The organism is Collinsella intestinalis (assembly GCF_902364775.2).
GTDB lineage: Bacteria > Actinomycetota > Coriobacteriia > Coriobacteriales > Coriobacteriaceae > Collinsella.
The window spans coordinates 565,771-588,103 of the sequence record NZ_CABJEU020000001.1 but is presented as its reverse complement, the minus strand read 5'-3'; the positions used below and the strand labels follow the sequence as shown (position 1 = coordinate 588,103).

Annotated in this window: 17 protein-coding genes; 9 read left to right on the top strand and 8 right to left on the bottom strand. The window is 61.5% G+C overall.

Features of this window, described 5'->3' with window-relative positions; all coding sequences use genetic code 11:
* Nucleotides 1–44: 44 nt before the first annotated feature.
* Nucleotides 45–1,376: an amidohydrolase family protein gene (locus FY258_RS02490; protein WP_118102834.1), complete on the bottom strand. Its 1,332-nt coding sequence runs from the start codon at nucleotides 1,374–1,376 to the stop codon at nucleotides 45–47.
* Nucleotides 1,377–1,715: 339 nt separating this feature from the next.
* Here FY258_RS02490 and pckA point away from each other — a divergent pair, with 339 nt between their 5' ends.
* Complete coding sequence (gene pckA, locus FY258_RS02485; protein ID WP_182279381.1) at nucleotides 1,716–3,317, top strand: phosphoenolpyruvate carboxykinase (ATP); 1,602 nt, start codon at nucleotides 1,716–1,718, stop codon at nucleotides 3,315–3,317.
* Between the two features lie 290 nt (nucleotides 3,318–3,607).
* On the opposite strand, the gene FY258_RS02480 is transcribed toward pckA, so the two are convergent.
* Complete coding sequence (locus FY258_RS02480; RefSeq protein ID WP_182279380.1) at nucleotides 3,608–5,176, bottom strand: L-lactate permease; 1,569 nt, start codon at nucleotides 5,174–5,176, stop codon at nucleotides 3,608–3,610.
* Between the two features lie 291 nt (nucleotides 5,177–5,467).
* Here FY258_RS02480 and FY258_RS02475 point away from each other — a divergent pair, with 291 nt between their 5' ends.
* Nucleotides 5,468–6,889: a lipopolysaccharide biosynthesis protein gene (locus tag FY258_RS02475; RefSeq protein ID WP_310592048.1), complete on the top strand. Its 1,422-nt coding sequence runs from the start codon at nucleotides 5,468–5,470 to the stop codon at nucleotides 6,887–6,889.
* Nucleotides 6,890–6,922: 33 nt separating this feature from the next.
* Here the strand turns inward: FY258_RS02475 and FY258_RS02470 are convergent, their stop codons facing one another.
* Nucleotides 6,923–7,792, bottom strand: coding sequence for a metallophosphoesterase family protein (locus FY258_RS02470; protein ID WP_118102830.1), 870 nt, complete (start codon nucleotides 7,790–7,792; stop codon nucleotides 6,923–6,925).
* 185 nt (nucleotides 7,793–7,977) lie between these two features.
* Between FY258_RS02470 and serC the strand changes: the two genes are divergently transcribed.
* Both serC and FY258_RS02460 read left to right on the top strand, forming a co-directional pair.
* On the top strand, nucleotides 7,978–9,087 hold the full coding sequence (serC, locus tag FY258_RS02465; protein ID WP_118102828.1) for a 3-phosphoserine/phosphohydroxythreonine transaminase: 1,110 nt from the start codon (nucleotides 7,978–7,980) through the stop codon (nucleotides 9,085–9,087).
* A gap of 195 nt (nucleotides 9,088–9,282) precedes the next feature.
* Nucleotides 9,283–10,446 carry a phosphoglycerate dehydrogenase gene (locus FY258_RS02460; protein WP_118102826.1) on the top strand — a complete coding sequence of 388 codons (1,164 nt, stop codon included), beginning with the start codon at nucleotides 9,283–9,285 and terminating at the stop codon, nucleotides 10,444–10,446.
* A 12-nt stretch (nucleotides 10,447–10,458) separates the two neighbouring features.
* Here the strand turns inward: FY258_RS02460 and FY258_RS02455 are convergent, their stop codons facing one another.
* The gene (locus FY258_RS02455; protein WP_259324407.1) at nucleotides 10,459–11,163 is read right to left on the bottom strand and encodes a TetR/AcrR family transcriptional regulator; all 705 of its coding nucleotides are present in this window, start codon (nucleotides 11,161–11,163) and stop codon (nucleotides 10,459–10,461) included.
* Between the two features lie 237 nt (nucleotides 11,164–11,400).
* On the opposite strand from FY258_RS02455, the gene FY258_RS02450 reads away from it, so the two are divergent.
* Together FY258_RS02450 and FY258_RS02445 are read left to right on the top strand one after the other, a co-directional pair.
* Nucleotides 11,401–12,840, top strand: coding sequence for a radical SAM protein (locus tag FY258_RS02450; protein WP_118102822.1), 1,440 nt, complete (start codon nucleotides 11,401–11,403; stop codon nucleotides 12,838–12,840).
* Between the two features lie 201 nt (nucleotides 12,841–13,041).
* A complete protein-coding gene (locus FY258_RS02445) occupies nucleotides 13,042–14,391 on the top strand; it encodes a DUF1015 domain-containing protein (protein WP_118102820.1) in 1,350 nt (449 codons plus the stop codon).
* A 474-nt stretch (nucleotides 14,392–14,865) separates the two neighbouring features.
* Here FY258_RS02445 and FY258_RS02440 read toward each other — a convergent pair whose 3' ends face one another.
* Nucleotides 14,866–15,456, bottom strand: a complete 591-nt coding sequence (locus tag FY258_RS02440) for a histidine phosphatase family protein (RefSeq protein WP_182279379.1) — start codon at nucleotides 15,454–15,456, stop codon at nucleotides 14,866–14,868.
* Between the two features lie 179 nt (nucleotides 15,457–15,635).
* Here FY258_RS02440 and FY258_RS02435 point away from each other — a divergent pair, with 179 nt between their 5' ends.
* Both FY258_RS02435 and FY258_RS02430 read left to right on the top strand, forming a co-directional pair.
* The gene (locus tag FY258_RS02435; protein ID WP_118102816.1) at nucleotides 15,636–16,244 is read left to right on the top strand and encodes an HdeD family acid-resistance protein; all 609 of its coding nucleotides are present in this window, start codon (nucleotides 15,636–15,638) and stop codon (nucleotides 16,242–16,244) included.
* Between the two features lie 176 nt (nucleotides 16,245–16,420).
* Nucleotides 16,421–17,188: a MerR family transcriptional regulator gene (locus FY258_RS02430; RefSeq protein ID WP_118102814.1), complete on the top strand. Its 768-nt coding sequence runs from the start codon at nucleotides 16,421–16,423 to the stop codon at nucleotides 17,186–17,188.
* A gap of 128 nt (nucleotides 17,189–17,316) precedes the next feature.
* Here the strand turns inward: FY258_RS02430 and FY258_RS02425 are convergent, their stop codons facing one another.
* Nucleotides 17,317–18,045, bottom strand: coding sequence for a DUF1287 domain-containing protein (locus FY258_RS02425; protein WP_118102812.1), 729 nt, complete (start codon nucleotides 18,043–18,045; stop codon nucleotides 17,317–17,319).
* Between the two features lie 106 nt (nucleotides 18,046–18,151).
* The gene (locus tag FY258_RS02420; RefSeq protein ID WP_118102810.1) at nucleotides 18,152–18,334 is read right to left on the bottom strand and encodes a hypothetical protein; all 183 of its coding nucleotides are present in this window, start codon (nucleotides 18,332–18,334) and stop codon (nucleotides 18,152–18,154) included.
* 177 nt (nucleotides 18,335–18,511) lie between these two features.
* On the opposite strand from FY258_RS02420, the gene FY258_RS02415 reads away from it, so the two are divergent.
* Nucleotides 18,512–18,802, top strand: coding sequence for a hypothetical protein (locus tag FY258_RS02415; protein WP_118102808.1), 291 nt, complete (start codon nucleotides 18,512–18,514; stop codon nucleotides 18,800–18,802).
* Between the two features lie 145 nt (nucleotides 18,803–18,947).
* Here FY258_RS02415 and FY258_RS02410 read toward each other — a convergent pair whose 3' ends face one another.
* Entirely contained in the window at nucleotides 18,948–22,331 is a 3,384-nt protein-coding gene (locus FY258_RS02410) for a DEAD/DEAH box helicase family protein (protein WP_118102806.1), read from the bottom strand.
* Nucleotides 22,332–22,333: the final 2 nt, after the last annotated feature.

Sequence of the window (22,333 nt, the reverse complement as noted above, 5' to 3'; positions counted from 1 at the left end):
CCAAGAGGGTCGCGGGCCGTCTTTCGTCCTATCGTCAGAGGGCTCTATGCAACGGGCTGGGACATGATCCAGTCGAGTTCCTCGTCCAGCTCGGCGATGTGTTTGACGCGCGGGCGCTCGACGAACGCGCCGCGGCACATGACATGGCGCACATCCCGCAGGGCGGAAAGGTCGTCCAGCGGATTGGCGTCGACCACGATCAGGTCGGCGGACTTGCCCACCTCGACGGTGCCCGTCTCGTCGCCCAATCCCAGCAGCCGGGCGTTCACGGCCGTCGCCGTATGCAGGGCGAAAGCGTTGCTTACGCCCACATACTTGGCGAAATAGGCAACCTCGCGCCACATGTCGTACTGCGTCACGTACGGACAGCTCGAGTCGGTCCCCAGGCCCACGGGAATGCCCGCGGCCAGGGCATCGCGGGCGCTCTGGACGATTCCCTCGCACACAATATCGCCGTTGGCCTTTTGAACCTCGGTGGAATGGGTCTTCTCGGGCGGAAGTTTCACGAACGGCAGCGCAGGAGAAATCGTGCACGTCACACTCGACGTCCGCCCCTCGAGCTGCGTTCCCGCGCCGCCGCGATACAAATCCACGATCTCGGGGGTCATCGGAGCGCCGTGCTCGATGGTGTCCACGCCCGCACGCAACGCCACGCGAACGCCCTCCGTGCTCTCCACATGGGCCATCACGGACAGGCCGAGGCGATGGGCGGCCTCGCAGGCGGCGCGAGCGACCTCATCGGACATGCGCAAGACGCCGGGCTCGCCCACCTTCTCGGCGTCGAACACGCCTCCCGTCACGAACAGCTTGATCACGTCGGCACCGTGGGCCGCGATCTCGCGCACCAGCTCCGCGGCATCCTCGGGGCTCTCGGCGATCTGGGCGAACAGGCCCGCGCCATGACCGCCCGGGACCGTCACGCCCGTGCCCGGGGCGATGAGGCGCGGTCCGACGTGCTTGCCCGCGTTGAACTCGTCTCGCACGGCGATATCGCCATACAGCGGGTCCCCCGCGCCGCGCACCGTGGTAACGCCGCTGGCTAGCTGCTGCTGGGCGCGTTTGCGCAGAAGGCTCCGCACGATGGCACGCCCCACCGGGTTGTCCAGGCGCTTCATGAGGGCGCCCGCATCGCCGGCGCTTGTGGGGCGGCCCGACCCGCACAGATGGACATGCATGTTGATAAGACCGGGCAGCAGATACGCCCCGCCCAGGTCGAGTTCGCGCGCGCCTATGGGAGCGTCCACCTCTGCCGCCGGGCCGACGGCGGCGATGCGACCATCCTCGACCAGCACCGTCTGCCCAATGCGGGGCTCCATGTTCTCGGTGCCATCCAGCACGGTCGCGTCCCTGAACACGAATGCGTCTTGCGCGCTCATGCGAATCTCCCCTTCTCACGCCTGTACATTCCCATGTCCGTCCACCGTACCCCTTTCGCCGCACCGCGATTCCCGGTTTTCGCCGAACGGGCCGCAGGCCGCACCCAGGGCGCACAGACGGTCGAAAACCTACCGCCCGCCGAATGACGCGTGGCCCTTGCCGAATACCACGCATGGACCCCCTCGCGGATGCGGTACTAATACCTCGATGCAATGGTAAAACGTTTTTCGCGACGCACTTTGACATGCACGCGGACTTCCAGGGCGGCACGGCAGCCCTCCGCAGCGCTCAAGTGCACCGAGAAATCGATACCGAACCCCATCCTGAGGAGGATCACAATGGCTACTGATTCCGTCACCAAGGTTCTGGAGGGCTACGGCGTCCATGCCGGCGCAGACTCCATCCACCTCGACATGGTCCCCGCCGAGCTCGTCGAGGAGGCGCTCGCCCATCATGAGGGCAAGCTCGCGTCAAACGGCTCCCTCGTGGTCGAAACCGGCAAATACACCGGCCGCAGCCCCAAGGACCGCTTCGTGGTGGACACCCCCGACGTGCACGACACCATCGCCTGGGGCAACGTGAACGTTCCGATCTCCCAGGAAAGCTACGAGAAGGTCCGCGACGGCGTTGCGGCATACCTCGGCGAGCGCGACCTCTACGTCGTGCGCGGGCTCGCCGGCGCCGACCGCGCCCACGCCCGCAAGTTCATGGTCGCCTGCGAGCGCGCCAGCCAGGCCCTGTTCATCACACAGCTCCTCGTCCGCCCCACCGATGAGGAGCGCGCCGCCTACGGCGAACCCGATTTCACCATCCTCGCCGCCCCCGGCTACAAGTGCGATCCCACGATCGAGGGCCTGAACTCCGAGGCCGCCGTACTCGTGAACTTCGCCGAGCGCGTCGTGGTCGTGGCCGGCACCGAATACTCCGGCGAGATCAAGAAGTCCGTCTTCTCCGTCATGAACTACCTGCTCCCCGTCGAGGACAAGGTGCTGCCCATGCACTGCTCGGCCTCCATGGACCCCGAGTCCCGCGACACCGCCGTGTTCTTCGGCCTGTCCGGCACCGGCAAGACCACCCTCTCCGCCGACCCCAAGCGCCTCCTCATCGGTGACGACGAGCACGGCTGGGCCATGGGCGAGGGCATCTTCAACCTCGAGGGCGGCTGCTACGCCAAGTGCGACGGCCTCACCGAGGAGCGCGAGCCCGAGATCTTCCGTGCCGTGAAGTTCGGCGCCCTGTGCGAGAACGTGATCCTGAACGAGCATCGCGAGCCCGATTACGACGACGTCTCCCTCACGCAGAACACGCGCGTCGGCTACCCCGTCGAGCACATCCCCAACAGCTGCCTCGAGGGCGCGGGCGGCGAGCCCACCGCGGTCATCTTCCTCACCTGCGACGCCTTCGGCGTGCTGCCCCCCATCTCCCACCTGTCCGCAGACGCCGCCATGTACCACTTCGTGAGTGGATTCACCTCCAAGGTCGCCGGCACCGAGCTGGGCATCAAGGAGCCCGTCCCCACCTTCTCGGCCCTGTTCGGCGAGCCGTTCATGCCGCTCGACCCCATGGTCTACGCCGACATGCTCGGTGAGCGCATCGCCTCCGGCAAGACCCGCGTCTACCTGGTGAACACCGGTTGGGTCGAGGGCTCCTACGGCGTTGGCCACCGCATCCCGCTCGACTACAACCGCATCAACGTCAACGCGGCGCTCGACGGCACGCTCGAGCAGGCCGAGTTCATTCACGACGACGTTTTCAACCTGGACATCCCCACCAGCTGCCCCGGTGTTCCCGATGAGGTCATGGTCCCGTGGAAGTGCTGGTCCAGCAAGGAGGAGTACGACGCCACGGCCAAGAAGCTCGCCGGCATGTTCCAGGAGAACTTCGAGAAGAAGTACGCCCATCTGCCCGAGAACGTGAAAAACGCCGGCCCGCGCGCCTAACGCCCCGCCCGCGCCAAAGCAACGCAAAGGAGCCCCGTGCATCCACCTGCACGGGGCTCCTTCTTCATACATCCATCCCCACCGCTCAGGCCGTGGGGCATAATCCCTTCGCGCGTGGTTCCGCTGCGCTCCACAAAAAACGGTCTGCGGGAATATGCCCCACGGCCTGAGCTGCGGCAACGCAGCCGAGAGGCGTCGGAGGGTTTCCCCGCAGCGCGTTTTTGTGGAGCGCAGCGGAACCACGCGCGAAGGGGAAATCCCGCAGGCGCCTCTCGGCGGCGAGGCTGGCGCTAGAGCACGGCACCGCACAGACCGAGTGCGGCCATCAGCACCATGAACACGACCGCGATGGGCAGCGCGCGGGAAAGCAGCTTGCCCTCGGCCCCGGTGACCTGGACAGCGGCCATTCCGATGGCGAGCGTCTGGGGCGAGATCATCTTGCCCGCGCCGACACCGAGGGAGTTCAAAGCCACGATCCAATACGGGTCCATACCCAGGGCCTCGGCGGCCTGCAACTGCACCGATCCGAACAGCAGCCCCGAGCTCGTACCGGAGCCCGTGACGAACGCGCCGACCGCGCCGATGACCGGGGCCATGAGCGGGAACAGGGAGCCGGTGACGGCGATGCAGAAGGAGGAGACCGCGCCGATCATCCCGGCGTAGCCCATGACCTTGGCGCATCCGAGGACGGCGAGCATCGTGATGACGGTGGGCATCATCTGCTTGACCGTGGCCACAAGCACCTCGCCCATCACGCGCGGCGTCGCGCCCTGGATGAGCCCGCCCACGAACGCGGCGATGAAGATCCACACGCCGGGTGTGTTCACCCACATGAACGTGACAGTTGAGGGGTCGGCGCCGCTAAAGATCGTGACGGCGCTCGAGAACTGAGCGAGCCAGGCGTTGACCGCGGGCACGAGCTTGGACGTCAACAGCAGCAGCACGAAGATCAAGATGAAGCAGGACCAGGCACGCAGGGCGCGGCGGGGCGTGACGCGCTCAGCGGCATCCACGTGCATCTCGAACTCGGGCGCGACCGCCTTTTGACGGCGGGCGAGCATGGCGGTGACGAGCAGGGAGCACAGCGAACCGACCACGACCGTGAGCTCGGGGCCGACAAAGGCGGCGACCGCCAGCGACGGCAGCGCATACGCGACGCCCGAAGCAAGCGCGATCATACCCGCGCCGCGCAGACGGGCGGCCAGGCTGAGCCTTGCCGAGGCATCGTCCGCAGGCTCCGCCGCGATCATGACGATGATGAAAGGCACGATGACGAAGAAGGGAGCGACCTGCAGCATCTCGGTGAACGCGAGCTGAATGGGATCGAGACCCGTGAGGCCCGCAAGGGACACCGTGGGAACGCCGACGGAGCCGAAGCAAGTCGGGACACCGTTGGCGACCAGGCAGACGAGAACGGCCTGCAGCGGCGGGAAGCCGAGGGCGGCGAGCATGCCGGCGGGAATGGCGACCGCGGTGCCAAAGCCGCTCATGCCCTCCATGAAGCCACCGAAGCACCAGGCCACAAGCAGCGCGAGCACGCGGCGGTCACGAGAAAGCGAGGTGATCATGGAACCGATCACATCCATGGCCCCCGTGCGCACGCACAAGTTGTATGTGAACACCGCGGCGATGATGACGAGGACGATGGGCCACAGCGCCATGACGAAACCCTCGAAGCTCGCGGTAGCGACCTCGATGGCGGGCATGCCCCACCAAGTGAGCGCCAATCCGCAAGCGATGACGAAGGACCCGATGGCGGCCTTCCACGCAGGAAGGTGCAGCGCGATGAGCGCAACGACCAACCAGATAATGGGTAACAATGCCAATACGAATGGAACAGCGAGGGCAGCGATTGACACGGCGACTCCTAACGATGTCCGATGTGCTATGTCCGATCTCACGGGCGGCGGTAATGCCGCGCGACGCTCACGGCGACTTCCCCTGTCGCCGTTCACGCTGAAACATCGTACCACTCGGCAGGCTCGGCATTGACATTTCCGTCCTCCGCATCCTGCTTGCAACCCAGCCCCGCCGCGAAGGCCCACCCCGCGCCGAGACGACCGATTGGAGGAACCGTGCCCCTGCATCCCCTCGACAGCCTGCGAGACAAAGTCCGCTCGCTCCATGAGTGGCAAGAACGCAAGCGCAGCGTGACGTTATTCGGGAACCCGCACGCGGGCACGGCTGCGCAGGCGGGAAAAGCCGCCGACAGCCCCTCCAAACACGAGCCCGGCCCGATCGCGCGGCTGGTCGACGCATGGTGGACACGACTGATCGCCGCCGTTTACGACGGCGGCCTTGCCGCGCAGGAAGCCGAGTACGGCAGCGGAGAGACCGCACGCGATTACCTGTGGAACACCGTGGGCACCGGCGCATGGGGCATGGTCTTCCCGGTGCTAACCGTCGTGGCAACCCAGCTTGCGGGTATCGAACAGGCGGGCATGTTCTCCATGGCGTTCGCCGCGGGAACCCTCTTGATGTTTCTCTCGAACTTCGGCGTGCGCACCTATCAGGTATCCGATATCGACGAGAAGTACTCGTTCGCCTCATACCAGGCGCAACGCTGGCTCACCTCCCTGCTGGCGCTTGCGGCGGGCCTGCTGTACTGCACCGTTCGCGGATACGATGCCACCATGCTCATGCTCTCCATCGGCATCTACATTTACAAGATCGTCGACGGGCTCGCCGATGTGTACGAAGGGCGGTTGCAACAGGCGGACAAACTCTACCTCGCCGGTATCAGTCAGGCGCTCAGGTCGATCGCGGTCATCATCGCCTTCAGCGTACTGTTATTCATCACGCGCAGCATCGCCCTGGCGGGCGCGGGCGCGGGCCTTGCGTCCGTCGCCACCCTCATCCTGGTCACGATTCCGCTCGCCTTGCTGGAAACCGAAGCCTCAAGGCGCATGAGCACACTGGAGATCGGTGGGCTGTTCCGTCACTGCCTCCCGCTCTTCTCGGCCCTCTTCATGTTCAACCTCATCGAGAGCGTGCCCAAGTTCGCCATGGAGGGCATGCTCCCCTACGACAGCCAGCTGTACTTCAACGCGCTGTTCTTCCCCGCCCAAGGCATCCTGCTCGCCGCCGGGTTCCTGTACAAGCCGCAACTGCTGAGACTCGCCAACATCTGGTCGAACCCTCGCAGGCGCCGCAAATTCGATCTGATTGTCCTGGCGATGATCGCCGTCATCGCGCTCATGACCGCTGGCACGCTCGTGTTCATGGGCTGGCTGGGGATACCGATCATGAGCTTCATGTACGGTGTGGATTTTGAGGCGTATCGCGGGATCGCCTACCTGATGATCGTCGCGGGCGGCGTGAGCGCGGCGATCGATTTCCTCTACGCCATCGTCACGGTGCTGCGCCGGCAGAGCTCCGCTACCAAGCCCTACGCGATTACCTTCGCGTTCTCCCTGGTGGTCCCCACCGCACTCATCTGGCTCATGGGCCTTACCGGCGCCGTGGCGGGATACCTCGCCTCTATGGTCCTGCTTCTCGTGCTGTTGTCGATCGAGTACCACCGCATCAGGCAGGACCTATCCGAGAAAAACCGCTCCCCGTTCCATGCATAGGAGCGCTCCGGTGCATGACGGCCCCAGCGCGGCCTACTCGCCCTCCTCGATGTCGGCGAGCCATACGCGGCGATCTTCGAGACGCATGATGCCCACGCGGCCGCTGGGATGGCCCGCTGCGGCGGAGCAATCGATGCAGACGCGATCCGCGACGCCGCCGGTGTCGCGCGAGCAGCCGACCTCGACCATCACACCGCGCAGGTCTTCGTCGACCCCCGACCCGCACATGAGCGAGGCGAAACGCGGCATCGAGATCGATGGGGTGTGCCCCGCAACCACCACCGGCCCCAGGCCGCTCGTTCCCACCAGGCCCGTCGGCATCGACCAAAACTCGCGCCTGATCCACAGCAGGTCGTTCACGTCCTGCTCGATCATGGCTGCGAGCAGCTCGTCCGGAGTCGCCGCGGCATACCCCGCCGCCTCACTGTGAGAGACGCCGAGCGCATCCAGGGAGGCCCGAAGGCGCGGTGCGTCCACACCGGCATGGGCAAGCAGATAGCTCCTGCGATCGCCCCGCGCCGCGGAGGGCCTGTGGTCATCGACCTCCACCACCGCGAACGTCGGTAGGTTCACGAGCCAGTCCATGACGTCCACATAGCGATCGCGCGGCAATTGCTCGAGCTGCTCGTAGGTGGTGTAGCCGCCGTTCATGTGCCAGGTCAGCTTGTCGCGCTCGTCACCGCTCTCGAGAGACTCGTAGAGCATCTCCTCATGGTTGCCCATGAGCACGCGCACATTCGGGAGCGCGCGGACCATGTCGATCACGCCCAACGGGTCGGGGCCGCGATCGACCATATCGCCGAGCACGAAGACGGTGTCGTCCGAACCGGGCTGCGCAAGCTCGAGGGCGCGGTCGAAGGCGCGCGCATGCCCATGGATGTCCGAGACGACGAAGATGGCCATCTGTACCCCTTAAAGGTCAACTTGAACGTTAGGGTTATTGTACCGCGCTTCGCACTCGAGGCCGCGCTCATCCAGTCGAAGGCACGTCGTGTAAACAAATGAACGCTTCGACCAATACCGACACAACAAGCACTTTATGATGCTAAAGTCTTGGCAATGGCACGACATCCGAGAGAGGTCCCACCATGGCACGCGTGCACAACTTCTCAGCCGGCCCCGCCGCACTGCCCCAATGCGTCCTGCGCGAAGCACAGGACGAGCTTTTCGACTACGCCGGGACCGGCATGTCCGTGCTGGAGATGAGCCATCGATCCGAGGCGTATCGCGCCATCATCGAGGACGCGGAGGCCACCTTGCGCCGCCTGCTCGACATCCCGCCTTCCTACCGTGTGCTGTTCCTGCAAGGCGGTGCGACCCTGCAGTTTGCGGGCATCCCGTTGAACCTCATGCGCCGGAGGCGAGCCGGATACGTGGTGAGCGGCAATTTCGCCAAACTCGCCTGGCGCGAAGGGTGCAAATACGGGGACGCCGAGGTGCTTGCGAGCAGCGAGGCCTCGAACTTCGACCGCATCCCCGAGCTCGGCGCGGTCGAGAATCGCGCGGCATCGGGTGACCTCGACTACGTTTACATCTGCCAGAACAACACTATCTTCGGAACGCAGTTCCACACCCTCCCCGACTGCACGGACACGCCGCTCATCGCCGACGTGTCAAGCTGCTTCCTATCCGGTCCGCTCGACATCGAACGCTACGGTCTGCTGTTCGCCGGCGCGCAGAAAAACGCGGGGCCCGCGGGCGTGACCGTGGTGATCGTGCGCGAGGACCTCATCGCAAACGGGCCAGCCCGTGCCGACATATGCCCCACCTACCTGGATTTGCGCGTCCAGGCCGAAAAGGGTTCCATGTACAACACGCCCAACACCTTTGGCATCTACCTGTGCGGCAAGGTCTTCCGCTGGATCGAGCAGACCGACGGGCTCGTTGCCATGGCGCAGCGCAACCGAGCAAAGGCCGACCTGCTCTACCGCACCATCGACGATAGCGACCTCTTCCAGGGCACGGCGGACCCCAAAAGCCGCTCCATGAGCAATGTCACCTTCCGCACGTGCGACGCCGAGACGGACGAGGCCTTCATAGCCTATGCCCGGGAGCGCGGCATCGAGGGCATCAAGGGCCATCGCATGGCGGGCGGTTTGCGAGCAAGCATCTACAATGCCGTGACCATGGACTCCGTCGGTGCCCTGACGGCCTGCATGCGCGAGTTCGAAGCCTCCCGAGGCAGCCGATCTATGTAGGGGCTCGACGCCCCATTCATTCTGCTTCGTCAGTACCGTTTGTTATTTCTGCTACGGAACGCAAGACCGGCACCCATGAGGTCCGCCGCAAGTTTCCGCACGAGCCGAAGAGCCCAATGGACTCTTCGTGCGAGCAGGACTGTCTGAGCGCCGGACGTTATGGGCGCCGGTCGCCGGGATACGGAGGAATTCACCATGCGCTATATCAAGACGATTGACGACATCACCAAGGACGGAGAGATCGACTTCGGAGCAGGGTACGAGCTGGTCGAACGTGCCGAGGACGCGGACGCCATCCTCATGCGATCCACCGACCTGCACGGCTACGAACTCCCGGCGGGCATCCGCGCCATCGGACGCTGCGGCGCGGGCGTGAACAACATCCCCATCGAGGAGTACGCGCGACGGGGCGTCGTGGTGTTCAACTCCCCAGGCGCCAACGCCAACGCCGTGAAGGAGATCGTCATCGCCATGATGATCATGTCGAGCCGCGGAATCGTCCAAGCCATGCAGTGGGTGCGCGATAACGCCGACGACCCCAATATCCTCGTGGATGCCGAGAAGGCCAAGAAGGCGTTCGTGGGACGCGAGATCCGCGGCAAACGCGTGGGCGTGGTGGGCCTCGGCAACGTGGGGTCCCGCGTGGCAAACGCCTGCGTGGAGCTCGGTATGGACGTCTTTGGCTACGACCCGTTCATCTCAGTCGAGAACGCCTGGTCACTCAACCGCGAAGTGCAACGTGTGGGCACGCTCGAGGACCTCTGCCGCGGATGCGACTACCTCACCCTGCACGTACCCGCAAAGGCAGATACCGTCGGGATGATCTCGACCGACCAGCTCGAGTTGCTCGCACCCGGCGCGGTCCTCGTCAATTTCGCGCGTGAATCCATCATCGACGAGGACGCGGTCGACGCCGCCCTGCGCGCCGGCAGGCTTTCCTGGTTCGCCTGCGATTTTGCCACGCCCAAGACGGTTCGCATGCCGCGGACCTTCATCACCACGCACTCAGGCGCAGGCACCGAGGAGGCCGAGGCGAACTGCGCGGACATGGCCATCTCCGAGCTCAAGGACTATCTCGAGAACGGCAATATCGCCCATTCGGTCAACTACCCGACCTGCTCCATGGGCAAGGCCCGGGCCGCGAGCCGCATCGGATGCCTGCACGCAAACGTGCCCAACATGATCGGCCAGATCACCGCCGTCCTCGCAAAGGACAACGCCAATGTGCAGCGCATGGTCAACGAGAGCGCCGGTGAGAATGCCTACACGATGTTCGATACCGACGAGCACCTCGACGAGGCCACCATCGCAGCGCTGAGAACGATTCCGTCCATGTATCGCGTACGCGTCATCAAATAAAGCTCGGAGCGCCTACGCACCGAGCTCATCCACCGCGCGCGGAGCGCCCGGGGCGCGGCCGCTTTCGGCGGGCTCGAAGCCCTCGAGCGAGGAAAGGCCACGGGCAACCAGGGCGCTCGCCGCACTCGAGACGTTCTCGATGGGGGTATCGCCGCCCATCATGATCCATTGCCGGTACGCCGACAAAATCCCGCCGAACACGAACGAGAGGTAATAGTCGAGCTGATCGGAGCGCACGCTCGCCGGGATCATGCAGTAACGCTCAAGCTCCTCATACATGGACTGCTTGATGCAGGTAAACATCAGGTCGAAGGGAACGCACTCGAACACGCGCCGCTTGAGCGAGATGTTCTCCATGATGGCCCTGTTCACCATCTCGAAAAACACCTGGATGCGCACGGCAAAGCCGCCTTGCCCGCTCTCCCCCGTGCACGCCAGCAACCCGTGCGTGTTTTCCACGATATCGGCGATATAGCTATCGAGCACATAGGCGAGCAGGCCGTCGATCGACCCGAAGTGCTTGTAAAAGGTCTTGCGGTCCACATCGGCCTTACGCGCGATGTCGGTGACCGTAATGTCCTCATAGGCCTTCTCCGCCAACAGGTCCTCGAACGCCGCGACCATAGCCGCACGCGAGCGGAGCACGCGACGGTCGACGCGTTCGCACTGGGACGCGGACGGCGCGGACGCCTTTGAGGCACCTCGCTTCTCGACCATCCTCAAACAGCACCCATCCATACCCTTTGCTCCTCCACAGCTCGTATCCTTTGAGGCAAAACCCACATCTACCTGCACTTCGTTGAATAGACACAGTTATTTATTCCACATTTGTAGAATATACCACAGCTGTTACCATTCACGACAAGGCGACGCGGCGAGTCGATCCTCCGTCTTCGCGACTCGAACTGTAGGCATGCCCCGCGTCGCCTCCAGTGCGTCGAAAGAAGGAACAGCATGGCACTCACACAAGCGGCGGAACGAGCGGCCCTCAACAAAATCATCGACTATCTCGAAGAGGACCCCGAGAAGAACATCGACACCATCATGACGCTCGTGGACAAATTCGTTCCCGAGCATGTGCTCCCCTCGCAACGCCGAGCCTTCGACACCGCGATCCGCGAGCGCAACAACTGGTACCGGCTCATGATGCGCATCTTCGACCTCAACCCCGAAGTGCGCACCAAGCTGCTCAAGACGCTCATTGTGGACTGCAGCGTCCTGGCATGGCCCTACCAGGAGAAGATGCGCGAGAAGCATCAGTGCAACATCCCGTATGCGATCCTGCTCGACCCCACGAGCGCCTGCAACCTGCGTTGCACGGGCTGCTGGGCGGCTGAGTACGGACATGCGCTCAACCTTTCCTTCGAGGACATCGACTCCATCATCTGCCAAGGCAAGGAGCTCGGCTGCCATATCTACATCTATACCGGCGGCGAGCCGCTCGTGCGCAAGGATGACCTCATCCGCCTGTGCGAGAAGCACCAGGATTGCGCATTTCTGTGCTTCACCAACGCGACCCTCATCGACGAGGCGTTCTGCCAGGAGATGATCCGCGTGGGCAACTTTGTTCCCGCCATCTCCGCCGAGGGCGACGAGGGAACGACCGACGCCCGCCGCGGCAAGGGCACGTACGCCAAGATCGAGCGCGCCATGGACCTGCTTCGCGAAAACGGCCTGCCGTTCGGCATCTCCTGCTGCTGGACGCGCGAGAACGCCGACGCCGTGGCCACCGAGGCGAACATGGACTGGATGATCGAGAAGGGCGCTCTGTTCTGCTGGTACTTCCACTACATGCCCGTGGGAGCCTCCTCGCCCGCCTCGCTCATGCCCACTCCCGAGCAGCGCGAGCGCATGTACCACTTCGTGCGCGACATGCGCTCCAAGAAGGAACTGTTCACCATGGACTTCCAAAACGATGGCGAGTTCGTGGGCGGATGCATCGCCGGCGGGCGGCGCTACCTGCACATCAACGCCGCGGGCGACGTCGAGCCCTGCGTGTTCATCCACTACAGCAACGTCAACATCCACGACGTCACGCTGCTCGAGGCCCTCAAATCACCGCTGTTCATGAAGTACTACGAGAACCAGCCGTTCAACGACAATCACCTGCGGCCCTGCCCCATGCTCGAGAACCCCTACGAACTCGGCAGGCTCGTCGCCGAATCCGGCGCACACGGAACCGACCTGGTGGAGCCGGAGACCCCGGAGGACCTCCGCCGCAAGACCGTTGCCGGCGCGGCGGCATGGGCGCCCGTGGCTGAGAAGATCTGGAACGACGAGAACGATCCCATGCATGCCAAGCGTCTCGAGGGCATGAAGCAGGGTATGGCGGAAACCGACCTTGAGAAGTTTGAGCGCCTGGGGCACTTCGGCGATTGCCAGAACAAGAAATAACGCAGGCCGTGCTCGCGAAGCTGCGTCCGGGACAACGCGACATATATTCGCACGCGGCGAGACCGGCTTTTCGGCACCGCACGGCGACACTCGCGAAAGCGGGGCTCGAGTTCGCGCCCGAGCCCCGCTTTTTTCACCCATAGTGGCGCAAGCGGGGTACGATAACGCCATATGTGATCGACCCGCGCGAGAGGACCGTCCATGAGAGCGCTTCCCTTCCCTTGCATTCGCCCTGTCCCCGAGCACGCCGCCGAGGTGGCAGCGCTTCCCTATGACGTCTTTGACCGCGGTGAGGCGGCCGAGTACGTCGAGGGCAGGCCGCTCTCCTTCTTGAACATCGACCGGCCCGAGACGCAGTTTCCCGCTGATCAAGACATGTACGCACCGGAGGTATACGCGCGCGGGGCGGAGCTGCTGCACGAGCGCCTCAAGGACGGGACCTTCGTGGAAGACCGCAACCTGGCGTATTACATCTACCGCCTTGCCTGGGAGGGGCACGTTCAGGCCGGCATCGTCTGCGTGTGCGCCGTCGACGAATTCGAAAGTGGCGTCATCAAGCGCCACGAGCTTACGCGCGAAGATAAGGAACGCGACCGCATCGAGCACATCGAGGCGCTCGGTTGCCAGACGGGACCGATCTTCCTCACCTACCGCGACCAGCCCGTACTCGATATGATCGTCGGCGCGGCCACGACCTCCACCCCGCTGTACGACTTCGCCGATGAGTCGGGCGTGCGCCAGACCGTCTGGGAGGTCGTGCGCCACGATGCCGTCAATGCGCTGCGTGCCATGCTCGGCACGATTCCGTGCGCCTATATCGCCGATGGGCATCATCGGGCCGCGAGCGCCGTGAAGGTTGCACGCCGCATGCGCGAAGAAGCGCGGGCGGCAGGCACTTACACCGGAAAGGAGCCGTTCAACTACGTCCTCTCCGTCCTGTTCCCCGCCAGCCAGCTCACCATCCTGCCGTACAACCGCGTGGTTTCCGACCGCAACGGACTCGACGCGTACGAGCTGCTCGAGGTGCTGAGCGGCGCAGGATTCGGCATCGTGGAGGCAGAGGGGCCGGTGGAGCCGCGCGAGCACGGCGTGTTCGGGATGTACACCGACTGCACCTGGTACGAGCTGCGGGCGGACGACCCCAACCCGAGGGTCTATGCAGCAGAGAATGCCAGCAGCGGCATCAATGCCGAGATGGGATCGACCGAGGACGACGAGCACCGCAGCGGTGAATCGAGTCAAGATGACGGAGGGGCCTCCAACCCGGCAAACTCCCTTGATTGCTCAATCCTGCAGAACTGCATCTTGTCTCCTATATTTGGAATCAAGGACCCCCGCACCGATCCGCGCATCTCCTTCGTCGGCGGCATCCGCGGAACCGAGGAGCTTGAGCGCAAAGCGGGCGCCGAGGGCGTTGCGTTCACGATGCGCGCGACGAGCATCGACCAGTTGCTCGCCGTAGCCGACGCCGGCGAGGTTATGCCGCCCAAATCCACGTGGTTCGAGCCTAAGCTGCGCAGCGGCCTGTTCATCCATCGCATCGCGAAATAGCAATCGCTTCGCGAAGCGCTCATCGGGCAAAACCGGTGGTTCGCACGGCCTCCCTTCTTCAAAAGGGAGGCCATTTTCATGTGAAACCGAGCAATTGGTCAAAACACCCTGATTGTGCGCTCAAATCCTTCCGGTTTTTGCCTTGCATATTTTCCCGCCCTCACCAATCCTGCGGTTTTGCCGCAAGCCTTCAGCCCAGCAGGACAGAGCCGCTCGCACGTAAAGATTCGGCTTAAGCAATCCTGGGGTTTTGTCGCTCGCGACAAAACCCCTCAGCGCACAATCAGGGTATTTTGACCACACTTCGAAAAACGCACGACGCGCATCGTCTCAGATGCAAAATCCTATGCATGATACAGGGCAAATAGACGCGAATTATACATTTCGTCTAAACTCTGAATCCAGTTGGGCAAACGCAACGCCGACCACAGCCCAATCAATAACAAGCTTCGAAGCGCACCGGGAGTGAAATTCCTACTCCCCGAGTAAATCCCGCAGCTTATCCTGCTCGAGGATCTCGACCAGCTCGAACGCGCCCCTGTCGAACGCGAAATGCATAACACTGCAGTTGCCCGGCACCTTACCGCAGCCAAAACCGCCATCGGGCACCCACTTAGTCAGAAACTCACGGCACGCCGACCCATGGCTCACCACCAAAACGCACTCATGCCCAGGTCGTTCCATAATCCGGGCCAAGGCGTCGCTCACGCGGGTGCGGACGGCCATCTGCCCCTCCCCACCAAACGGAACGTAGAAGTCGCCCCAGGGAAACGGCGGCATAAGGTCGACCCGCTCGCCCTCGAAGGCCCCGAAACCCCATTCGCGCAGGTCTTCCACGCGCTCGTAAGGCATATCCACGATGCGCTCAATCGTCTGCTGGGTGCGCGTCAACGTTGAGGTGTACGCATGGTCGAACGCGATCCCCTCGCACGCAAAGTACCGCCCGATGCGCTCCGCCTGCTCCTCGCCCTCCGACGTGAGCGGGGCGTCGCACCAACCCTGGATAACCCGCTTTTCGTTGAACATGGTCTGGCCGTGTCGGACCAGATACAAATCACCGCTCATCGAAGCCCCCACTCGATGCGACATCACGTTTACGGATGTCGCATTTGCTTACATCAATGTGTTCCGATTGTATCAATCGATGAACTGACAGCGCTCGCAGGGCCCCAAGGTATCCCTTTCCTTTCGCATGGGTAGGATTACACATGTACGTTATCTAACTTCTGTCGATTGGAGTGGCCATGAGAGAATTCATCGACGACGAGGGCGAACGGCACATCGACCCCTTCTGCTTTGACGAGTTCGGAATGATCGACCGTGGTGTCAAGGCGATTAGGTTCCTATACGGCGTAACCGGAGCAGTCGGGCTCATCGGCGGCGCCGCCCTGCTCATCTGGCCCGTGAAGACACTCGTGGTGCTCGCCGTCATCCTCGGAGCGTACTTCATCATAGCAAGCGTCGTGCGCATCGGCGTGGCCGTGGGCACGCCCTTCATGCCCGCGGGCTGGCGCGCGCTCAATATTCTCTCCAGCCTCTTGCTGCTCTTCTGCGGCATCATCATGCTAAAGAACCAGACCGCATCCGCTGCGGCCCTCGCAACGCTCGCAGCCATCGCAATCGGATTCGGCTGGATTATCGAGGGCGTGGTAACCCTCGTCGAGACGGGCATGGTGCACAACCGCGGTCTCTCCATTCTCTCCGGCGTGCTGTCGATTGTCGCGGGCATCGCCGTGTTCATGTTCCCACTCGAATCGGTCGACCTGATGATCGTCTTCTCCGGCATCGCGCTCGCGGTGCTGGGCGGTGTGCTGCTCGCCCGTGCGCTCACCTTTGGAAAGATCTCGCGCTAACGGCGTTCGCGACGCGCCCCGTTTGCGCATCGTCCGTAATCCAGCACCGATACTCGCCGCCCGGGCACTCGCAAAAGGCCCGGGCGGTTTTGTCTACCTGAACTCCCAAAAACGGCCCTTGACCTTCACGTCACGTAAAGGTTTATCCTACGAGCGAAACGGAACGGGAGGGGCATGTGAGCGCGAACAAAGCTTATGGCATCGGGGAGGTCTCCGACATCGTGGGGATCTCGACCCGAACGCTCAGGTATTACGAGGAGGCGAGACTGCTCGTACCTGCGCGAAAAGCCAACGGATATCGCCGCTACACCCCTGCGGATCTCGACCGCCTGCAGGAGATCCTACTCTTGCGCCACATGGGAATGAGCGTGGCGGAGATTCCAAGCGCCCTGAGTGCAACGGAAGAGGAGCGCCGGCGAACGCTCGCGCGCCACCTTGGAACGCTCAGGGCCGAACGAGAGCGACTCGATATCCTCATCCGCACCGTCGAACGCACAATCGAGCACATTGAGAAGGGAGTCCCCATGGACGATAAGGCGAAGTTCGAGGGCATGAAGCGCGACCTCGTGGAGCAAAACGAGCGCAAGCACGGCGCCGAGGTGCGTGAGCGCTGGGGCGACACCGCCGCGGACGAGGCAAACCGCAAGATGCTCAACCTGAGCGAGAGCGAGTTCGAGCGTTTCCAGGAGCTGGGGCGCGCAATCAACGAATCGCTCGAAGCGGCCGTGAGCGCGAATGCCGATCCCACAGGCGACGAGGGAGAACGCATCTATCGCCTCCACCGAGAGTGGCTCGGATTCACCTGGAACTTCTACACACCCGAGGCGCACAGGGGTCTCGCGGAGATGTACGTCGCAGATGAGCGTTTCACCGCCTATTACGATGGCAACGTCGCCGGCTGCGCCGCTTGGCTGCGGGACGCAATAGCCGCGCACGCGCGATAGCGGGCCGAAATGACGCCGCGCGCGAGCGCCCCATCGATGTCGAAGAATATGAGGCCCTTGATTTTCATTGCGGCACCACCTTTGAAGAGCTGTCCGAGCTGGGTAGCGGAATCATGCGAGTCAACGCCCTATGACAGCAGCGCGAGGCATGTGGGATCCAAGCGATAATGCCCGACGATGTGTCCATAGCTTTGCAGCTTGTCTTCCTCATAGCGCAACTGAAGCGGCCCGGAATGATGAATGAGATACGGAACGCCGCGCTCATTGCGACGGTCGGAGACGATCCCAATGTGCCCCTCATACAGCACTATGTCCCCACCGCGCCATTCAGAAATGTTGCCCGCGTCGGACGTGAGGCGCTGCGCATGGGCATCGAAAAAGACCTTGAGATTGGGCGTGCGGCGGAAATCGATCGCCGGATCCGGAATCTCGATCGCATAGGCCTCTGGACGCCGCGCAACGTCGGCCGCGACGAGCGCCTGAAGGTCGTAACCCGCCTCCCGGCACGCGATGGCAACCACATCGGTGCAGACACCGTGCTCGTCATCGGGATAGCCCGAAGGGTAATAGACGCTCTTGTAGTGCGGACGGGTCTGGATGTAGGCGAGGGCAGCGGCAAGGACATCACCGTTGTCGGCGATGTCATCGGCGTCGGCGTCAACCGTGGCAGCGGGGTCGGCGGAGAGGCCGGCATCGCCCGCCCCGGAGGCTCCCTCGTACCGGTCGACAGGGCGATGCGAGGATGTGATGCAAAGGCGCCCCGTCGCGATACGGGCCACGACGACAATGAACAACACGCACGCAAGCATCGCGACCGCGGCGACGAAGATGCGCTTCCAACGCTTTCTCACATCCATTTCAGCCCCATCCCTCCCCTTCGATTGCGCCCGGACGTATCAGCACCATCACCTCAATTTAGGGACAGTCCCTGAATTGAGGTTCGGCGCAATTGCAACAAGCCGCCTATCCGCGGTTCTGCATATCTGCCGAAATGAGCTTCTTGATATAGTCCGTTGTGTTGTCTTGCGACTTCAGCCACTCATACATCTCTTCATCGGCGTCGCTGTTCGGATAAAACCGAAGGGTCAGCTGCTTAACCTTCTTGCGATAATTGCTGGTCGCACGACGCTGCGCTTCCGTCTGCATTGCTCCCCCTTACAGTTACGGCTTTGCTCCAAAGCCCGAGTGCGATGAACGTCACCGTGAAAGAAATAGCGAGCATTTCCATCACGTACCCCATCATATGCAATCATTGGCAGCAGGGCACCGCCCAAGGAGATAATGACGGGAAACGGATAACCTTCAATCCAGAATGAGGCGCAGATGCCGATTAGACCGACCCATCGGGGCGAGCACGGGTACGGAGTGTTCCACAAGCCGGACCCGGAGAAGGCCGCCATCATGCGCTTCTTCAACGCGAGCAGCTACGAGGTCGCCGCCGCCGGCTGCTTCGAGGACGAGGTCACCGGTGAATACACGGACATCCCAGAGGTCGCCACGATGCGAAACGGCGTCGTGTGGGGCAACAAGGACGCATATCATTTCGAGAAGTACGACATGGAGCTATCCCCAGAGTTCCGTGCCTACGCGCCCGAGCACGCGCCTGGCGAATAGCCATTGGCGAAACTATCCGGCCGAGGCGCAACTACGACATATCTGCAAAGGAAGCCTCACGGACACCCTTCTCTATGGAACGGAAAACCCGACCCATAAAGAAGCCGCCTTCAGGCGGCTTCTCCGATGTTGCAACAATACGGCTTTATGCAGCAGGCCGCTCCGCATTGCTCTTGATCTTCTTAATGACCGCCATCAAATCAAGCTGCTGCTGTGAGTTAAACATGCGAATAAAGGACTGCGGCCGATCAAATGGGGGCTGTGTTAAGGCAACTGGCTCCATATAGCCGTTCTCTACCACGTAATTCACCACACGCTTCACAAAGGAAATCTGCTGCTCATTGAGACTCTGGTCGTTCAGGAAGTCCGCAAAAGCAGCCATGGCAGCATCGTGATCGAGATGAACCAGCCTGCGAACCAAAAGACCAAACGGCGTGTCGCCATAAGCCTTGGCATAATCTTCCGCGTTGCCAAGATCATGCGTGAAAATCCGCTCGAGCTGCTCGAACTCAAATTCCGTCATGGGCTGGTTGTTGCGCAACTTATGAATCACCAACGTGTCGGCATAGTCCTTGAGGTAGCGCTCGACCTTCAGCTTGTAGTCCTCAAAGTCCTCGCCGATATCAGCCTCGACGCCATAAACGACCTGCGTAACCGGATCATCAAGATGCGTAATGACGTCACGTCTGCCCTTGCCAACCACGATAAAACGAATGAGACCACGCAGCTCCTTGCGGATACTCTCCATATCCAGAAGATTCGCATCGTCGAGGATCTGCCCGTCAAAGACCTCGTCAATCAAGGGCAGCTTGTCCTTGACCTGGGGGATGGTTGTCACCTTTTGCAAGCAAGCAGCAATCGAAATCAGCCGCGACTTATAACCAGCGGTTTTCCCGCCCTGACAGGCGGCAATCATGTAGCCGTACATAAGCGCATCGAATCTCAAGGCGTCAACATCTGCCTCGTCATTTACCACGAGCATTGAAATCGGCATCTTAAGCTCGGCAAATGCTGTTGGAGTCAGCAACCGGAATGACTCAACGCGGCGGTACTTCTCCACCTCGCGGCGATGCCTACGAACAGAAAAAAGCTCGTCATTCAACGCCACAACTTGGCTTCGCATGGTGTCCACGAGCTCTTGTCGTAGGCTCTGATAGTCGTCGGCGGCAAATGCGCTCTTCTGCATCAGCATGGCCAGTTCAGCTTGGCGCTGAAAAACCTGCTCTGTCAAGGACAAAGCGATCTTACCCTCTGAAACGTTCAGATGCTCTCGGAAAAACTCGAAGTTCTTGCACCAGTCAAAAATGAAAAAGCGCTCCTTATCCACATGAGGGCCATTCAGGGGATCAACGACCTCGAGACCCTCACACAGACGAGTTCCGCGGCCAATCATCTGCCAGAACTTGATCTTCGAGCGCACTTTCTTGAAAAAGACGAGGTTGACGATTTCGGGCACGTCAACGCCAGTGTCCATCATATCGACCGACACAGTGATAACCGGCAACGGTTTGACCTCGAAATCATCGATTACGGTGTGCGAATAATCATCCGAATGCAGCACCGTCTTTATATAGTCCCCCGGGAGATTTGGATATAGCTTTCCAAAGCGCTCAACGATGAAACGAGCGTGTTTTTGGCTCTGCGCAAAGATGACGGTCTTCCCGAGCGTTTGACCGCCGTTCACCTTGATGCCCTTCTCCATGAGGGTTTCCAACACGCCATCCACCGTAGACTCGTTAAACACCCATTGGTTGATCTCGCGCGACTCGATCTTTTCGGGCACATCTTGCCCCGTCTCCTCGAAGTCTTCCTCGAGCGTCTCGCGATCCTCCTCGGACAAATCGTCGTACGTTATGCCGTCATCCATGAAACTCGTATGGGTCTCGATGCCGAAATACGGCACGAGAACATGATCGACCTCTGTGGCGGTGTTGTACTCATACACGTAGGTGGGCACCCCGCGCTCGACCTCAAAAAAGTCGTACGTGTTGCGATCGACCTCGTTCGCCGGCGTAGCAGTAAGGCCAACAACAAGTGAATCAAAGTAGTCGAAGATCGCTCGATACTTTTTGAAAATGGAGCGATGTGCCTCATCAACAATAATGAGATCAAAATGCGCGGGAGTGAACATAAGGTTGCCATCCTCATTGCGCTCCTTGTCAATCGCATTGAGGATGGTTGGGTATGTGGAAAACACGATGCGGGCGTTGCGATCATCCTTGTTGGATACAAGATTGCACAGCGTTTCATTAGGCAGATAATCCTGGTACCCGCTTTTGGCCTGACGAACAAGCGCCACGCGATCCGCAAGGAACAAGACGTTCTTAACGAGCCCGGAACGCATGAGGACGTCCGTCAAGGCAGCCGAAACACGGGTCTTCCCCGTTCCGGTGGCCATGACAAGCAGACTCTTACGATGGCCTGATTCGATATTAGCGCACACGCGCTCGATGGCCTCTACCTGGTAGTAGCGTTTGCCACCGCCGGCAATGGTCTCATTCACCCGCAGCGTACTCGGCTTGACCGTACCACTCCGGCGATTGATTATCCTCTGCAGCTCATCTTGAGAGAAGAAGCCGCTCACCTTTCGCATCGGAGCGGAATCGTCGTCTAAGAAAAAAGTCTCGAATCCATTCGTAAGAAAGATCGGAGGCCTATAGCCGTACTTGTTTTCCAGGCATCGAGCATACAGGCGCGCCTGCTGGATGCCCTTCTGCGGGGAGTACATAGTCCTCTTTGCCTCGACAATGGCAAGAGGGCGATTGTCCTTTCCCAAGAGCAGATAGTCGATATAACCCGTACCGGAATCGGAATCCTTCTCTCGGGGCATCCCTGTGACCTCGCGCTCTTCGAGCGCGTTCTCGTCAATCTTCCAGCCGGCGAGGGCAAGATCCCAGTCGATGTAATGCTTGCGCGTCTTGTACTCGCTGATCTCCTCTGGATTGAACGATCGCGTCTCGATGTGGGCGGCTTTATCGACGGTGGCCCGGGCACTCATCGCCTTTAGTTGCGCCTCAAGACGCTTGATCTCTTCGTCCTTTTGAGAAATCAACTCTTCGCGCGCCTTGATGGCCTTAACCTGCTGAAGGGTGAGCTGAACGCCCTTCTTTGGAATCTTCTCCTCATCGAAGCGACGATTCTCATATTCCGGGCCGTAGCAATAATCGATCCAGTCGACGAAATCAAAGAGGGACCTCAGCGACAGGATCGCATCCTCGGCGGCGACACGGCGCTCCGTGTGAACAGAGAGATTTCCGAGTTTGTTTATGCCGATGAGCCTGCGCCAAACACGCTCATCAACACACTCCCTAAACGACTGCTCATGCAAAAGCGACGAGAGATTGTCGCGGTACGGCATGCTAATGGAATTATCGATTGCATAAACCCATTTAACAGACAGCTCGAGCGCCTTGCGACAACCGACCGCGCAGAGCGCGGGAGAAGTCGCGTAGATCTTCTCGGCCTCGATACAAGCATCGGCAAAGAGGTCGTAATACCCGTCGGCACGCTTTAGGAATCCGAAGTTCATGG

What these genes read in the sequence shown, in the direction of transcription:
- FY258_RS02470 (WP_118102830.1), bottom strand. Translation starts at nt 7,792, where the DNA reads ATGGCCATCTTCGTCGTCTCGGACATCCATGGGCATGCGCGCGCCTTC.
- FY258_RS02445 (WP_118102820.1), top strand. Translation starts at nt 13,042, where the DNA reads ATGAGAGCGCTTCCCTTCCCTTGCATTCGCCCTGTCCCCGAGCACGCC.
- FY258_RS02450 (WP_118102822.1), top strand. Translation starts at nt 11,401, where the DNA reads ATGGCACTCACACAAGCGGCGGAACGAGCGGCCCTCAACAAAATCATC.
- pckA (WP_182279381.1), top strand. Translation starts at nt 1,716, where the DNA reads ATGGCTACTGATTCCGTCACCAAGGTTCTGGAGGGCTACGGCGTCCAT.
- FY258_RS02490 (WP_118102834.1), bottom strand. Translation starts at nt 1,376, where the DNA reads ATGAGCGCGCAAGACGCATTCGTGTTCAGGGACGCGACCGTGCTGGAT.
- FY258_RS02455 (WP_259324407.1), bottom strand. Translation starts at nt 11,163, where the DNA reads ATGGTCGAGAAGCGAGGTGCCTCAAAGGCGTCCGCGCCGTCCGCGTCC.
- FY258_RS02435 (WP_118102816.1), top strand. Translation starts at nt 15,636, where the DNA reads ATGAGAGAATTCATCGACGACGAGGGCGAACGGCACATCGACCCCTTC.
- FY258_RS02440 (WP_182279379.1), bottom strand. Translation starts at nt 15,456, where the DNA reads ATGAGCGGTGATTTGTATCTGGTCCGACACGGCCAGACCATGTTCAAC.
- serC (WP_118102828.1), top strand. Translation starts at nt 7,978, where the DNA reads ATGGCACGCGTGCACAACTTCTCAGCCGGCCCCGCCGCACTGCCCCAA.
- FY258_RS02410 (WP_118102806.1), bottom strand. Translation starts at nt 22,331, where the DNA reads ATGAACTTCGGATTCCTAAAGCGTGCCGACGGGTATTACGACCTCTTT.
- FY258_RS02415 (WP_118102808.1), top strand. Translation starts at nt 18,512, where the DNA reads ATGCCGATTAGACCGACCCATCGGGGCGAGCACGGGTACGGAGTGTTC.
- FY258_RS02460 (WP_118102826.1), top strand. Translation starts at nt 9,283, where the DNA reads ATGCGCTATATCAAGACGATTGACGACATCACCAAGGACGGAGAGATC.
- FY258_RS02425 (WP_118102812.1), bottom strand. Translation starts at nt 18,045, where the DNA reads ATGGATGTGAGAAAGCGTTGGAAGCGCATCTTCGTCGCCGCGGTCGCG.
- FY258_RS02420 (WP_118102810.1), bottom strand. Translation starts at nt 18,334, where the DNA reads ATGCAGACGGAAGCGCAGCGTCGTGCGACCAGCAATTATCGCAAGAAG.